The 14,978-nt window shown below is 50.6% G+C and carries 13 protein-coding genes; 11 read left to right on the top strand and 2 right to left on the bottom strand.

The genetic code is table 11. From position 1 onward, the window contains the following. The first annotated feature begins 77 nt into the window (after nucleotides 1-77). From PAEVO_RS27555 to pepT, 6 genes are all read left to right on the top strand, one after another. Nucleotides 78-578 (top strand): DUF3995 domain-containing protein, encoded by a 501-nt coding sequence (locus PAEVO_RS27555; protein WP_100540680.1) that lies wholly within the window; start codon nucleotides 78-80, stop codon nucleotides 576-578. Between the two features lie 205 nt (nucleotides 579-783). After that, entirely contained in the window at nucleotides 784-2,754 is a 1,971-nt protein-coding gene (locus PAEVO_RS27560; RefSeq protein WP_100540681.1) for a tetratricopeptide repeat protein, read from the top strand. Between the two features lie 141 nt (nucleotides 2,755-2,895). Beyond that, the gene (locus PAEVO_RS27565) at nucleotides 2,896-3,645 is read left to right on the top strand and encodes a methionine ABC transporter ATP-binding protein (protein WP_100540682.1); all 750 of its coding nucleotides are present in this window, start codon (nucleotides 2,896-2,898) and stop codon (nucleotides 3,643-3,645) included. Between the two features lie 4 nt (nucleotides 3,646-3,649). Beyond that, nucleotides 3,650-4,348, top strand: a complete 699-nt coding sequence (locus PAEVO_RS27570; RefSeq protein WP_100540683.1) for a methionine ABC transporter permease — start codon at nucleotides 3,650-3,652, stop codon at nucleotides 4,346-4,348. Between the two features lie 55 nt (nucleotides 4,349-4,403). Then, nucleotides 4,404-5,240 (top strand): MetQ/NlpA family ABC transporter substrate-binding protein, encoded by an 837-nt coding sequence (locus PAEVO_RS27575; RefSeq protein WP_100540684.1) that lies wholly within the window; start codon nucleotides 4,404-4,406, stop codon nucleotides 5,238-5,240. A gap of 142 nt (nucleotides 5,241-5,382) precedes the next feature. Further along, a complete protein-coding gene (gene pepT, locus PAEVO_RS27580) occupies nucleotides 5,383-6,615 on the top strand; it encodes a peptidase T (RefSeq protein ID WP_100540685.1) in 1,233 nt (410 codons plus the stop codon). A gap of 85 nt (nucleotides 6,616-6,700) precedes the next feature. Here pepT and PAEVO_RS27585 read toward each other — a convergent pair whose 3' ends face one another. After that, nucleotides 6,701-7,594, bottom strand: a complete 894-nt coding sequence (locus PAEVO_RS27585) for a helix-turn-helix transcriptional regulator (RefSeq protein WP_100540686.1) — start codon at nucleotides 7,592-7,594, stop codon at nucleotides 6,701-6,703. Between the two features lie 194 nt (nucleotides 7,595-7,788). Here PAEVO_RS27585 and melA point away from each other — a divergent pair, with 194 nt between their 5' ends. Together melA and PAEVO_RS27595 are read left to right on the top strand one after the other, a co-directional pair. Next, nucleotides 7,789-9,087, top strand: coding sequence for an alpha-glucosidase/alpha-galactosidase (gene melA / locus PAEVO_RS27590; protein ID WP_100540687.1), 1,299 nt, complete (start codon nucleotides 7,789-7,791; stop codon nucleotides 9,085-9,087). Between the two features lie 197 nt (nucleotides 9,088-9,284). Further along, complete coding sequence (locus tag PAEVO_RS27595; RefSeq protein WP_100540688.1) at nucleotides 9,285-9,632, top strand: hypothetical protein; 348 nt, start codon at nucleotides 9,285-9,287, stop codon at nucleotides 9,630-9,632. A gap of 68 nt (nucleotides 9,633-9,700) precedes the next feature. On the opposite strand, the gene PAEVO_RS27600 is transcribed toward PAEVO_RS27595, so the two are convergent. Beyond that, on the bottom strand, nucleotides 9,701-11,008 hold the full coding sequence (locus tag PAEVO_RS27600) for a sensor histidine kinase (RefSeq protein WP_100540856.1): 1,308 nt from the start codon (nucleotides 11,006-11,008) through the stop codon (nucleotides 9,701-9,703). A 195-nt stretch (nucleotides 11,009-11,203) separates the two neighbouring features. Between PAEVO_RS27600 and PAEVO_RS27605 the strand changes: the two genes are divergently transcribed. From PAEVO_RS27605 to PAEVO_RS27615, 3 genes are all read left to right on the top strand, one after another. Further along, nucleotides 11,204-13,021, top strand: a complete 1,818-nt coding sequence (locus PAEVO_RS27605) for an ABC transporter substrate-binding protein (protein WP_100540689.1) — start codon at nucleotides 11,204-11,206, stop codon at nucleotides 13,019-13,021. Between the two features lie 104 nt (nucleotides 13,022-13,125). Continuing rightward, entirely contained in the window at nucleotides 13,126-14,136 is a 1,011-nt protein-coding gene (locus tag PAEVO_RS27610) for an ABC transporter permease subunit (RefSeq protein WP_100540690.1), read from the top strand. Between the two features lies 1 nt (nucleotide 14,137). Continuing rightward, nucleotides 14,138-14,974: an ABC transporter permease gene (locus PAEVO_RS27615; protein WP_071223543.1), complete on the top strand. Its 837-nt coding sequence runs from the start codon at nucleotides 14,138-14,140 to the stop codon at nucleotides 14,972-14,974. The last annotated feature ends 4 nt before the right edge of the window (nucleotides 14,975-14,978 follow it).

The following is a 14,978-nucleotide window of genomic DNA, read 5'->3' on the forward strand; positions in this document are numbered from 1 at the left end:
CATATTTAATCTAAACTTAAACTTCAAGTCACCTTAATGCTCTTTTCGTTAAGTATGATGAGCTTGAGGTGAATGATATGAATAATTCAAGAATGAAGAAAGCCGGGTATGCGGCTTGCATTGCCGCCGTTCTGTATGGCCTCCCCCATTACTGGTGGGGACTTGGCATCGGGTTTGCATTCCCGGGGGATTTCCAGGAAGCACCTGATGAATTTTGGACGCATGTGATCGGTTACTGGGGGATGGGTACCCTGGCCTTATTGGCAGCTGTATTCGCGCTTGCGTTCGCCAGGCCGTGGGGGTTACGCTTACCGAAATGGATGTTAACGATTCCAGCTGCAATTGGCTCTGTTTTGTTGTCATTATGGGGATTTATCTACTTCGTTCTGCAGTATTTGTTAGCGGTTGGCCGCGTTCAGTCTGCCCCCATGTATGCCACTCAAGATGCAAGTCCTATGGCGGTGTGGGGATACTTCTGGTACGCACTCTTTCTGATCTGGGGAATTTCACTGGGGATTGCAGCATACGATGCTGGAAAAGTACGTAAGCAGAATAAATCAAATGATTTCACTAAATAACGCATGTAAACTTTTTGATTGGACATTTTTGGTAACCTTGTACAATATAATAGGATACACACCTAAAGAGGAGCCAGCAGGGTTCCTCTTTAATTTGGGTGCAAATGGACATAGAGGAAGTGTAATATAGAGATGAGAGGATGGAGTCCTCTGCTCTAATCATACGAGCCCAAGAATAACATCTACATACAAAGGATGAGCCACCATGAAGTTGATGAAGCGGATCTGGTTCCGTATCGGTAACCATTACAGGAAGAAGCGGGATTTTGCACAAGCCCTTAAATATATGAGAAAAGGCGAAAGTGCCATTACCAGTTTCAATGATAAGCTGCACTATGCGGAACTGCTGCACAACAGCGGCCATTCGGAAGAGGCCGTAGCTTATTTGGGGCGCGTGATCGATACGAGCGGAAGCCATCGCGCTTATGAGCGGCGCGCTCATATTTTGCGTGAGCTGAACCGGGAGCGCGAGGCCATTGAGGATCTGAATGAAGCGATTCGGTTGAATGCCGACAATTATATGAATTGGTATACCCGGGGGATTGCCCACAAAGATTTGAACCAATATGATGAGGCGATCCGGGATTTGAAGGAAAGCATTAAAAGAGAGGACGACAGCACGGTTATTTCGACATACTATGAGCTGGGCATGACCTTTTACGAGAGCGGCAACCCCGCGGAAGCGGCGCATTATTTTCGCCTAAGCATCCGGCGGCCGGAACGCGCCATTCCGATGTATTATTACATGCTGTCCGTATCCCTGGATTTGATGGATCATGTGCAGGAAGCCGTGGGTGTTCTGCAGGAGGGAATCCAGCTGGCCGATCGGTATGAGGCGGAAGCGGATGGCGGATATGCGCTGTTCGCAGGCAGCACCAATTACAGTTATGGGGCATTCCAGACGTTTCAGCGGCAAGTGCGGGAGGCGTATTCCTTTCGGAAAGCCATGGCGGACCTGTACGTGCAGCTTGGGGACATGGGACAGGCCGAGCACTATCTGTCGGAGGCCATTGAGCGGTATCCGGATTCATACGAGCTTTACTTAAAGAGAGCGGAGGTCTTCAACCGGTCCGGTAACAAAAATGCGGCCAAAGCGGATTTGGAGTGGGCGATTGAAACAGCGCCGGACGATTACCGGGCGTATTTCGATTTGGCCCGGATCTATCGCGAGGATGGTTTGGAAGAGCAAGCCTACGAGCTGATTTCGAAATTGTATGCAAGACAGCCGGAATCCCCGCTGGCCTGCTATTGGATGGCCGACTGCTACTACCGGCTGGGGCGTCAGGAGGAGGCGCTGGCGATCAATGACAAGCTGCTTAAGCTTGAAAATGATGATGCCCCCAACTATGTGCAGCGCGCCGATATTTATATGGAGATGAATGATCTGCCGTCTGCGGAGCAGGCTCTGAAGGAAGCGGCTGCGCTCCAGGACGGGACCGAGATCCGCAACAAGCTCAGTTACGTGCTCTATCTTCAAGGGCGCAATGAGGAAGCGCTGCTTGAGCTGCAGGAAGCGGTTAAGCAGGAGGAGTCCTTCTCCGAGCATCCGACATACCTGGCGGCCAGCGGTCATATTTACAAGGAGATGGGCATGTGGGATCTCGCCATCGATGCTTATTCCCAGGCGATTCAGGCGCATCCGTCGAATCCGAGATTTTATGAGTTTCGTGCCGTTTGCTTTGTGGAGACCGGACAGCTTGAACGTGGACTAGCGGACTGCGCTCAAGGTCTCAGCTTGAACCCGGGACAAGGAAGCCTGTACAGCCTGCGAAGCGGAATCTATTATACGATGGCGGATTACGCGCGGGCGAAGGAAGATACGCTGCAAGTGCTGGAGCTTTCGCCGGGACATCCGGGCGCTTATTTCAGACTGGGACAGATTTATTACAAGGATCAGGACGAGGATGCGGCATTGGCTGCTTTTGACGAGGTACTGAAGCTGGTTCCCGAGCATGCCGACAGCTATCTGTACAAAGCCCATATCTATTACGGCCAGTTCGAGCATGAGGATGCCATACAGGCGATCGTGAACTGGAGCTTGCATCTTCAGAAGGAGATGTCCCCGGCGGACAAAATCCAAGCCATCGAAGGTTTGGAGGGCTTTGAGGAAGGTGTGCTGGATAAGGCGGTAGAACGGTTAACGGGCATGTATGGGCATCAGCTTTATTTGTCCTGAGGACTTGCACTTTCTGGCAGCGATGAAGTGGTGTCACATTTTGTTTAAAATTATGGTATGATTCAATAGTTGTTGCAGCATAACATGCTCGCAGGCTGTATAGCCAAGCGGGCTTTCTTCATGTGCAAGGAGGGGATTATGATGATCTCACTGCAAGAGGTCAGTAAAAGCTTTGGCAGCGGCAGTGACCGTTATCAGGCGATAGACGCTGTCTCTCTCGATATTGAGGAGGGAAGCATACACGGCATCATCGGCACGAGCGGAGCCGGGAAATCGACGCTGCTGCGCCTCATGAACGTACTGGAGAGACCGGATTCCGGCCGAGTCGTGGTGAATGGTCAGGAGCTGACTTCACTTGGAGGCAGGGAGCTTCGGGAGGCCAGAAGATCGATTGGCATGATCTTTCAGCTGTTCCAGCTGGTCAGCAACCGGACGGTATGGGGCAATGTGTCCATGCCGCTTGAGCTGGCGAAGGTACCGAAGGCCCAGCGGGCGAATCGTGTCCAGGAGGTTCTGCGATTTGTCGGGCTTGAGGATAAAGCGAAGTCGTATCCGGCTCAGCTAAGCGGCGGGCAGAAGCAGCGGGTAGCGATTGCCAGAGCGTTAGCCAATTCGCCGACCGTCTTGTTGTGCGATGAGCCGACCTCTTCTTTGGATCCGCAGACAACTGCAGATATTCTGGAGGTGCTCCGGCATATCAACCGGACGCTGGGGGTAACCATCGTGATCGTTTCCCACGAGATGGACGTGGTGAACGGCATTTGCGACCATGTGTCCGTGATGGAGAACGGGCGTCTGAACAGAACGTACCGTAATCAGCTAAGCGATGGAGAAGCTTCTCGGGGTTCTGGATCTTCAACGGACGGTGCAGGGAAAGTGGGGGATTTTTGATTCCATGAATGATATCATTCCATATTTGAGCGATTATTTCGCCTATGTCCTGCAGTATCAGAATGAAATATGGCGGGCGATTGGCGAGACATTCATCATGGTGGGCATATCGATTGCTGCCGCTATAATACTGGGTCTTCCGGTCGGAACACTTCTCTTTTTGTGCCGAAAAGGCCAGCAGTATGAGAATCGCTTGTTATTCTCCATTCTGAATGCCTTGGTTAACGTCATACGGTCCTTCCCGTTCCTGCTTCTGGTTGTCATGATGATTCCGGTCACGAGGTGGATCGTCGGCACATCCCTTGGGACGCTGGCAGCTGCCGTACCTTTATCCGTCGTTGCGGTGGCTTACTATTCAAGATTGGTAGAGCAATCCTTGCTGGAGGTGCCGAAGGAAGTGATGGAGGCTGCCGCTTCCATGGGGGCATCCACACTCCAGATGATATACAAATTCCTGTATGTGGAGGCCCGTTCGGGTCTTGTGCTTGGGCTGACAACATCCACGATCAGCTTTATCTCGTACTCCACGGTAATGGGCATCGTGGGTGGCGGCGGCGTTGGGGATTTCGCAATCCGCTATGGGTACCAGCGATTTGAGGGAGAGCTTATGTCATTTACGATCATCATTATGATCATTCTGGTACAGTCCATCCAGTTCGGCGGGAACCTGGCATCCAGGCTGTTGGATAAGAGAAAAGTTTAATTATTCTTCTGAAACGTATTTACACAAATTATATTTTACCGGGAGGTAACCAACGATGAATAAGAAATTAATGCTGCTGATGCTGACCCTCTTGCTGGTGCTGGCAGGCTGCGGACAGCAACCTGCCAAGGACAAAGCTCCGGAGAGCGCTGCATCCGATACCACGAAAGAAGTTACATTAAAAGTCGCAACGCTCATTCCGCCAATGACCGAGGTGCTTGACCTGGTGAAGCCGATGCTGAAGGAAGAAGGCATCAATCTGGATATCCAGATTCTGTCCGATAATGTGCAGCCGAACAATGCGCTGGCCCATAAAGAGGTGGATGCAAACTTCTTCCAGCATGTGCCGTACATGGAAGAATACAATGCGAACAACGGGTCGGAGCTGGTTCCGGTCACGCCGATCTATAATGCCGTTTTTGGGGCTTACTCCAAAAAATATAAAAACATTGAAGAGCTTCCGGATGGTGCGACGATAGCGATTCCTAACGACCCTTCCAACATCGGTCGTTCCCTGGTGATGTTCGAGAAGAACGGTCTGCTCAAGCTGAAGGAAGGGGTCGGCATCCATGCGACGCAGGCCGATATTGTGGAGAATCCGCACCAATACAAGTTCACCGAGGTCGATCTGCTGATGCTGGCCCGTACCCTCGACGACGTCGATATGGTTGCCATGACGCCGGCGTATGCGAAACCGCTGGGACTTACCCCTAAGAAAGATGCCCTGGTAACCGAAGGCAACGACTCCGATTTCACCATTACGCTGGTGGCCCGTAAAGATAATGTGGATTCCGAGCCGATTCAGAAGCTTGCCAAGGCGATGACCAGCCCGGAAGTGAAGAAGTTCTTCGAGGAGAACTATTCCGAGATTGCGCTGCCGGCTTTTGAATAAAGCGCGAATTTTATGGTTCGCATAAACCGTTCTCCGAGGTTTTGGGGGAACGGTTTTTTTTGAGCGCGGCCAAATATGGTATACTCTTGATGGATTTGAGAGGTGCATCTTACATACCCATACGTATTGGAGTTGAGAATTTATGAAAAAAGAAGTAATCGACAGACTCATTACCTATGCACAAGTGGATACGCAGTCAGACGAGAATAGTAATACCTGCCCTTCGACACCGGGACAGCTGACGCTGGGTCAGCTGCTGGTGGACGAGCTGAAGGAAATCGGCATGCAGGACGTAACGATGGATGAGAACGGTTATGTGATGGCTACACTTCCGGCAAACTCGGATAAACCAATCCCGACCATCGGCTTTTTGGCACATATCGATACGGCGACCGATTTTACGGGTGCCGGTGTCAAGCCGCAGATTGTCGAACAATATGACGGACAAGACATCATTTTGAACAGAGCACAGAATGTGGTGCTCTCCCCGCGGGATTTTCCGGAGCTGAACGGCTACAAGGGACATACACTCATTACAACGGACGGCACCACCTTGCTTGGAGCTGATGACAAAGCAGGAATTGCCGAGATTATGACAGCTATGAATTACCTGATCCAGCATCCGGAGCTGAAGCACGGTAAAATCCGGGTTGCTTTTACGCCGGACGAGGAGATCGGAAGAGGACCGCACAAGTTCGACGTGGAGGCCTTTGGGGCTAAATACGCGTATACGATGGACGGGGGGCCGCTGGGAGAGCTGCAGTACGAAAGCTTTAATGCGGCAGCGGCGCTTGTAACTTGCAAAGGCAAGAATGTCCATCCCGGAACGGCCAAAGGCAAAATGGTCAACGCGGCGAAAATCGCCATGGAGCTGAACGGTATGCTTCCTGCGGAAGAAGCGCCTGAACATACCGAAGGTTATGAAGGCTTCTATCATCTTACTTCCATCGAGGGCGATGTGGAGCTGACCGAGCTCCGTTATATTATCCGCGATCATGACCGGGAGCTGTTTGAAGGAAGAAAGGCCAAGCTGGCCTCCATTGTAGAGGAGCTTCAAAACAAATATGGAGCCGAGCGAATCATCCTTCAGATGAAAGATCAATACTACAATATGCGCGAAAAAATCGAGCCGGTCAAGGAAGTGGTCGACATCGCCCAGACAGCAATGGAGAAGCTGGGAATCAACCCGATCATCGAACCGATCCGCGGTGGCACCGACGGTTCTCAACTGTCGTACATGGGCCTGCCGACACCCAATATTTTCACGGGCGGGGAGAACTACCACGGGCGGTATGAGTATGTATCGGCCGACAATATGGTATTGGCCGTTCAAACGATTGTTGAGATCGTGCAGCTGTATGAGGCGCAGGCATAAGTTATATCGTTTCAAAAAGAGCTGCCGGCAGGAGTGCCGGCGGCTTTTTCGTCTGCTCTTGTTTGACCCGCATTAGTACCTAGGCCTATATAGATGATGCTTTAGGAGAGCTTTTCTCCAGGCTGTATTTATATTCGCTTGGGGTCATGCCCGTCCATTTGCGGAACTGCTTGGAGAAATAGAGGGCATCATTGAAACCGACGGAGGAGGCAATTTCATGGATGGAGAAGGACGATTTCATGAGCGATTTGGCCTTTTCGATGCGTACCTTCATGAGGTACTGCATGGGGGAGAGGCCCGTATGCTGTTTGAACATCTTGGATAAGTGCGCCCGGTGATAGCCAAGCGCCTTCGCCATCTGATCGATGGAGAGCTGTTGGTGATACTGGGTCGAGATCCATCTCTCGGTCTGCCTTACGCCCCGCTCGATATCAGGCACGTCATTGGAGTTCGACGGAAGATGGTCGCGGTTTAACATCGCCAGCTTATGGAGCAGCAATCGGAGCCACCCGGATGCCTGAAGATCCTCAAGCCAGGGGTGATCCGATTGGTTAAAGCCGATGCGCAGATGACGATACATCTCGGCCAGGGAGCGTAGCTCGGCTTCATCCGTGCAGCGGATAATCGGTCTAGCGGGTGTGATGCCCATATCAGCCAGCAGCAAGTTGGTCCCCTTCTCCTGTAGAGCTACCCAGTTGTAATGCCAGGGATTCCGGTCGTCCGCTTCATAGCTGAAAAGAACGCCGGGAAGGATCACGAAGGTATCGCCTGCCTGGCAATGATGTACGATGCCGGCACACTCAAATATGCCTTGACCTGTCAAGACGGTGTGAATGAGGCAGTAATCATGGATGATGGGCCCGATTTTGTGGCGCGGTACGGGAGTTCCCTCCCCGCTGAACAGGATGTTCAGGTCGTGACCGCCCGGCGAAGGATTCATACCAATCGTGTAGAGTGTATGGTCCGGCAAAATGGACATGCGTTTGGCCCCCCCTTTAAACGTGTGGGATATCAATTGATGAAGTGGATGCTGTGTTAGGGTTAGCTTACCTAATGAAACAACAAATGTCCATATCACACTTGTTTTGCTCCATATTCAAAAAAGACCGATTATCATATAGTTAGTCTTGTGAAATCGTATTAATTCATGGAGTTTAGGGAGGGAATTTATTGATGTCTAAGATTACATTTATCGGAGCAGGAAGTACCGTGTTTGCCAAGAACGTTCTGGGGGATTGCATGCAGACACCGGCTTTGCAGGGGTTTGAACTTGCTTTGTATGATATTGACCCGATCCGTTTGAAAGACTCGGAGAACATGCTGAATAATATAAAGAAAACCAGCGGCAGCACCTGTGTCGTCAAATCATACAGTGACCGCAAGGAGGCTCTTCGCGGAGCACAATATGTCATTAACGCGATTCAGGTTGGGGGCTACGATCCGTGTACGATCACGGACTTCGAGATTCCGAAGAAGTATGGACTCAGACAGACGATTGCCGACACCGTGGGAATCGGCGGGATTTTCCGTAACCTCCGTACCATCCCGGTCATGCTGGATTTCGCAGCTGATATGCGGGAGGTTTGTCCGAACGCATTGTTCCTGAACTATACGAATCCAATGGCCGTGCTGACCAATGCCATGAACACGCTGGGCGGCGTGCAAACCGTAGGTTTGTGCCACAGCGTCCAAGCATGCATTCCGCATTTGTTCGATAATTTGGGAATGGAAAAGGAAGGCGTGCAGGCCAAAATCGCCGGCATCAACCATATGGCATGGCTGCTTGAGGTAACGAAGGACGGCGTGGACCTCTATCCGGAAATTAAGAAGCGTGCGGCCGAGAAGCAGAAGGAGAAGCATCATGATATGGTCCGTCTCGAGATGATGCTAAACTTCGGTTACTACATCACGGAGTCGTCCGAGCATAACGCCGAATACCATCCGTATTTCATCAAGCGTAACTATCCGGAGCTGATTGAGCGCTTTAACATCCCGCTGGATGAATATCCACGTCGCTGCGTGAACCAAATCGAGGGATGGAAGGCAATGCGCGAGGATCTGGTAAACAACCAGGATCTGACGCACAACCGCTCCCATGAATACGCATCCTACATTTTAGAAGCGATCGAGACCAATGTTCCGTTCAAAATCGGCGGCAACGTGATGAATACGGGACTGATCACGAACCTTCCGAAGGAAGCCTGCGTCGAGGTTCCGTGCCTGGTCGATGCCAGCGGCGTAACGCCGACCTATGTCGGCGATCTGCCACCGCAATGTGCTGCGCTGAACCGCACCAACATTAATACCCAGCTGCTGACGCTGGAAGCGGCGGCAACCGGCAAGAAGGAGCATATCTATCATGCAGCGATGCTCGACCCGCATACAGCTGCCGAGTTGTCCATCGATGACATTAAGAGCCTGTGCGACGATCTGATCGAAGCACATGGTGATTGGCTCCCTAAATACCAATAAGTTAAATAGATGGAATAAACGCAAACTCAAGGTGCGAGTAGATTCTCGCTCCTTGAGTTTTTTGTTCGATTTATTCTATCGTTGGTCGCCATGATATAATAAATAAAAATTCGAGGATTAGCCTTATGTTTTAACGACAAAGGCATGGGATCGGAGTTCCTGGATCCCATATGAAACTAGCCGTAAGGGGGCCCGGAATGAAGCTGAGGTTACTCATCAGTCTGCTGTTGCTGCTGTTCTCGGCAGGATGTACCCGGGATGTGTCCGTGTTTGAATCTACAATTTATACACTTGGAGACGACATGATCAACGTTGATTGTTCCGACGAAGTGAACCGTAACCGGAAGAACCACACGGATGAGGGGTATCACTGTGAGGTGCTAGTTACCGAAGCCACTTCCCTGAAGGAAAGTGGGGGAGAAACTATCAAGCTGGAAGAACTAAAGAACGGCGATCTTATCCGGATCACATTAAAAAAGCCGTTGAATATAAGCAAAAACAACAGAAGTTTTGCAGCAAAAGAAATTGTATTACTGCATCAATAAAAGAGAGACGCTCTGGTAACTACAGAAGCGTCTCTCTTTTTTGTTAACGGATGGCATGCGGAAATCATCTATGGATTTATATTGGCATGCGGGAGTGTGATGAGAAACTCGGTCCCTGATCTTGGCGAACTCCGTACCGATACGCTTCCATTCATGGCACGGATGGCTTGATAGGAGAAGGTGAGTCCAAGCCCGGTGCCGCTCATTTTGGTGGAATAGTAGATCGAACCGAGACGGCTCAATTGCTCAGGGGTCATACCGACCCCGTTATCCTTGATTTCGATGGCCACCTGCTCCGCTTCTTCATAGATGGTGATGTGGACCGTACCTCTGTCGACGTCTTTACTGGCCTCAATCGCATTCTTAATAAAGTTGACCAACAGCTGCTTGAGCTCCGCCGGACTGCCTAAAATGTAGATGGGGAGCTGAGGGTAGTCAGCGCTAAGGGTTACGTTGCTCATATTAGCATATGACGTCATGAGCTCAACGACAGACTTGATCTGGGCGGAGAGCTCGATTCTTTGCTGAAACGGCAAGTGAGGTTTGCTGATCGAGAGGTATTCGGACAAGATTTGCTCGGTCCGGCGAATTTCCTCCATGCTGATCTCCAGAAAACGTTCGGTTTTTTCCTGAGGGAACGTACCGCTCTTAATCAATTGCAGGAATCCAAGCACGGTGGTCAGCGGATTGCGGACCTCATGGGCAAGGGATGCGGCGACATGATTGACGGCTTCGGCTTTCTCATTTTGGATATACCGCAGATAAAGTTCTTTGTCGGATACGGATTTGTTAAACAGGGTCACGAGAAGCCATATCCCGAGCGAGTTATGAACAGGCATAGCTAAAATATTAAATATGATGTAATTCGTGATGTAGTCGGGTTTGGTTATATAGAGTACCAGTAGCGGAAGGAAAGAGAAGCTGATACCGGCTATAAAAATGATCCAAAATTTGTGTTTGCTTCGGTGATACAGGAATGACAGCAGAATAGACAGCGGAAAAGTGAAGATCAATATAATGATGGCGTCGATCATGCCGGCTCCGCCAATGTACAGCCGATAAATTAGAAATTCCACAAGCAGAATTACTCCTGTCGTGAACCCTCCAAATAACATGCCGAAGAACATAATGACATACCGTACGTCAAAAATCACCCCGCTTTGAACACTCGAAGCAAAGGTCATGGACAACAGCATGCACAGCGAACAAATAACAATAATAAAATTACGGGAATAGTTGACTGTCAGTTTTCTGTAATAGATGTTGTATGCGACAAAAGGCATCAACGCAAACAAAAGCTGCAGTAAAACATCTTTAATCACAGGCAGTAGGCCCACCCCTTTAAAGGATATCGAATCGTCCGCTAGATTAACCATGTCCATTCAAGTTCGACGTCAAAAACGAAAAATCCTTGAACGTTGAATAAAAATAACAAAATTTATTCGTACTCAGATTGAAACGAGGAACATATAAATCCATCAAGAAAACGCTTGCAGACAATCGATGCACACATGATCCAGACACTCAGCATTTAAGAGACGAACACATTTCCATGAATGGAGGGTTCACAAGTGAAGCTGAAAACCGTTCTGAGACCCATGTTCATTCTTTTGTTGGTCGCGTCTTTTTTTGCTGCCGGATGCCAGAGTGTAACGCCACCGACAGCATCAGATCCGCCGCCTAAAGAAGAGGTAAAGACACCCGGAGGCAGTGATGAGCCTGCACCGCAGGGCGATGCGAAAGCGACGCCGAGAAATGAAACGCTTTACGTGAACGGTTTGCAATGGGGGGCACCTACGAATTTTAACCTGCTTAGCGGAAACCCGGCGTTTCCGATTAACTACGGAAACTCCAGGGAACTCGTCTATGAAACCTTGTTTATGGTCAATCAGCTGACAGGCGAGTTAGAGCCGCAGCTGGGTACCAAGTATGAATGGACCGACGATCTGACCTTGAAGATCGAATTGAACAAGGATGCCAAATGGAGCGACGGCAAGCCGTTCACTTCCGATGACGTCGTCTATACCTACCAGCTCGGCAAAAAGTATGACATCAACTGGAGCAGCTTCTGGACCTACATCGAGGACGTAACGGCAGATGGACCGCAAACGGTGAACATCAAGCTGAATAAGGACAATCCGAACAAATTGACGGTGCTCGACAGCATCGAGGTTATGCCGATGCTGCCCAAGCATGTATGGGAAGAGGTCGAGAAGAAAGCTAATAACGACCTTGCCACCATTCGTAAAGAAGTCAACGAGGACCCGATCGGAACAGGGCCTTACAAAATGTATTTTTACAATGATCAGAAGATCACGATTGTCCGGGACGATAACTATTGGGGTCAGGCGCTCTTTGGCAAGCTGCCGGCTCCCAAATACATTACCCATGTCATCTATAAAGACAATGCAGCGGGCGACCTGGCATTCAAGAGCGGTCAAGTCGACGTATCGCAGCAGTTTATTCCGCAGGTATGGAAAATGTGGGAGGGCGGGGCTCCGGTTAAAACCTATATCAAAGACGCTCCATACTATGTGCCCGGCTCCATGCCATCGATCTTCTTCAACATGTCGAAGGAAGGACTCAACCATCCGGATGTCAGAAGAGCGATTGCCATGGCGATTGATTACGGCAAAATTTCGGAGCTGGCCATCAGCGGCTACTCGGCACCAATGGAGCCGTCGTTGACGCTGAATACGGAGGCCGAAGCGAAATATGTAGACCAGGCGGCCATCAAACCGCTACAGTGGACAACGGACGTAGATGCGGCCAATGCACTCCTTGATTCGATCGGCGCCGCGAAGGGAAAAGACGGAATTCGCGTCCTGAACGGAACCCGCCTCGGCCCGTTTGAAATCGAATGTCCATACGGCTGGTCGGATTGGAATGCGGCGCTTGAGATTGTCGCTCAGAACGCGAAGGCCATCGGTATTGAGATTCGAACCAAATTCCCGGAAGCGCCCGTATGGACCAATGATTTACAGACCGGCAAGTTCGATATCATCATGAACACGCCTGCCGGCGGGGTCAGCCCGAGCCAGCCGTGGAACCGTGCCATGACCATCATGTACTCCAAGGGCGTTGCGCCGATGGGCGAAATGGCATTCTACAACTGGGGCCGGTATAAGAACGATCAAGCAGATGCCATCATCGAGAAGATTCCTACAATCACGGACGAAGATGAATTGAAAGCGCTCTACACCGAATTGACCCAAATCTGGTTGAAGGAGATTCCATCGATTCCGCTCATGTATCGTCCATGGGTATTCGACACCGTCAATGAGTCGGTATGGAAAGGGTTCCCGACCGAAGGAGACGGCAGCAACATCCCGCCTCAAATTTCGATGGATGGAGCCGGCATCAAGTCGCTGTATCAGATTCATAACTGATGCATATAACTCAATGAACCAAGACCTATATTAGCGGATTTACACCCCTGATATAGGTCTCTTTTCCACCAAATTCGAAGGTGTGATCCATGGGGGTGAGCTGCTTGAGCGTTTACGGAAAATATATCGTCAAGAAGTTCTTCTGGTACTTTCTAACGCTGGTGATTGCGGTCACGCTGAATTTCCTGTTGCCCCGGATGATTGAGGGGAATCCGGTAAGCATGATTGTGTCCGAGATGACGCAGGGGATGACCGACAGCGATACGATCAAACGGGTCTATGAGACGTTTCTCATTGAGTTCGGAATCGACAAGCCTTTATGGGAGCAGTTCTTCATCTATCTGAAAAATTTGGCGACAGGCAACCTGGGCACTTCATTCGGGCTGTATCCGAAACCGGTAACGGAAATTCTGGCCTCGGCGGTTCCCTGGACGATCGGGCTTCAGCTTCCGGCCATTCTGGTTGGCTGGCTGATCGGGAACGTGCTGGGCGCCGTTGCGGCTTACCGCAAAGGCGTGTTTGATAAAGTGATATTCCCGGTGGCCTTGTTCGTGAATTCCATTCCGTTCTTCACCCTGGCCATTATTATGCTGTATGTGTTCGCCCTGTCCCTGAACTGGTTTCCGCTGCACGGGGGCTACGATTATCAAATGGTGCCGTCACTCAGCTTTGAATTTTTCGCTTCCGTACTTAGGCATCACACGCTTCCATTTCTATCGATCGTGCTGGTTACGATTGGCGGCCAAGCCATTGGCATGCGGGAGATGTCCATCTATGAACTGAATTCGGATTATGTGCTGTACAGCAAACTTCTCGGGATACGGGATTCCAAGATCGCGAGGTATGTATTCCGGAATGCGATGCTGCCCCAGATCACGGGCTTGGCATTATCCATCGGTACGATGGTGGGCGGTTCGCTGATCTGTGAGATCGTATTCAGTTATCCGGGAATCGGAACCTGGATGTTCACGGCGATCCGTCAGCTGGATTATCCGTTAATTTCGGGTTGCACTCTCTTGATCGCCCTGGCTGTGCTGCTGGCCAACTTTACGATTGACCTAATCTACGGCTGGATCGATCCAAGAATCAAGGCCGCTCAGATGGAGGATCAATAATATGAATAGTTCCTTTCGCATATTGATCAAATCGCCAAAGTTTATGTTCGGAGCCTGCATGCTGCTGGCTATGATCGGCATGGTGCTGATCTACCCGCTCTTTAACCGCAATGACCCGCTGGAGATGATCGCACTGGCGTACCAGCCGCCGGATTCGAAGCTGCTGCTGGGGTCGGATAACTTCGGCAGGGATTTATTCCTTGAATTGATCTATGGTATCCGGACCTCCTTGCAGGTCGGGCTGATTGCCGGCGTATTTGCTACCGTGATCGGTCTTGTGATCGGTTTAGCCTCAGGGTACATCGGAGGCATGATCGATAATCTGCTGACCGCGATCACCAACATCTTCATCGTGATACCTTCCTTTGTCATCCTGATTCTGATCTCGGTCAGTATCGATTCGCGCAGCTCGTTTGTTACGGCCGTCATTATCGGCATTACCAGCTGGCCCTGGACGGCCAGGGCCGTACGTGCACAGACATCCTCGCTCCGCAACCGGGATCATGTGAATATCGCGAAAATATCCGGGTACAGCACGCCGCGCATTATCATCTCGGAGATTTTGCCGTACATCGCTTCCTACGTTGTCATGGCCTTCGTGCTGCAGACGGCATCGGGCATTCTGTCCGAGGCTTCCATCTCGATGCTGGGGCTGGGACCGTACAACACGATTTCCCTTGGCATTATCATGAACTGGGCACTCGTATTTGAAGCCCCCGTTGCCGGCGCGTGGTGGGCCTTCATCCCGGCGGCGATCTCCATCGCCATCATCACCTTCTCCTTGTACATGATGAACACCGGCATGGATGAAATATTCAATCCGAAGATTAGGAGCTGATGGG

This window comes from Paenibacillus sp. GM2FR, assembly GCF_002803325.1.
Lineage (GTDB): Bacteria > Bacillota > Bacilli > Paenibacillales > Paenibacillaceae > Paenibacillus_AQ > Paenibacillus_AQ lautus.

What these genes read in the sequence shown, in the direction of transcription:
- melA (WP_100540687.1), top strand. Translation starts at nt 7,789, where the DNA reads ATGTCTAAGATTACATTTATCGGAGCAGGAAGTACCGTGTTTGCCAAG.
- PAEVO_RS27560 (WP_100540681.1), top strand. Translation starts at nt 784, where the DNA reads ATGAAGTTGATGAAGCGGATCTGGTTCCGTATCGGTAACCATTACAGG.
- PAEVO_RS27565 (WP_100540682.1), top strand. Translation starts at nt 2,896, where the DNA reads ATGATCTCACTGCAAGAGGTCAGTAAAAGCTTTGGCAGCGGCAGTGAC.
- PAEVO_RS27585 (WP_100540686.1), bottom strand. Translation starts at nt 7,594, where the DNA reads ATGTCCATTTTGCCGGACCATACACTCTACACGATTGGTATGAATCCT.
- pepT (WP_100540685.1), top strand. Translation starts at nt 5,383, where the DNA reads ATGAAAAAAGAAGTAATCGACAGACTCATTACCTATGCACAAGTGGAT.
- PAEVO_RS27575 (WP_100540684.1), top strand. Translation starts at nt 4,404, where the DNA reads ATGAATAAGAAATTAATGCTGCTGATGCTGACCCTCTTGCTGGTGCTG.
- PAEVO_RS27600 (WP_100540856.1), bottom strand. Translation starts at nt 11,008, where the DNA reads ATGGTTAATCTAGCGGACGATTCGATATCCTTTAAAGGGGTGGGCCTA.
- PAEVO_RS27555 (WP_100540680.1), top strand. Translation starts at nt 78, where the DNA reads ATGAATAATTCAAGAATGAAGAAAGCCGGGTATGCGGCTTGCATTGCC.
- PAEVO_RS27595 (WP_100540688.1), top strand. Translation starts at nt 9,285, where the DNA reads ATGAAGCTGAGGTTACTCATCAGTCTGCTGTTGCTGCTGTTCTCGGCA.
- PAEVO_RS27615 (WP_071223543.1), top strand. Translation starts at nt 14,138, where the DNA reads ATGAATAGTTCCTTTCGCATATTGATCAAATCGCCAAAGTTTATGTTC.
- PAEVO_RS27570 (WP_100540683.1), top strand. Translation starts at nt 3,650, where the DNA reads ATGAATGATATCATTCCATATTTGAGCGATTATTTCGCCTATGTCCTG.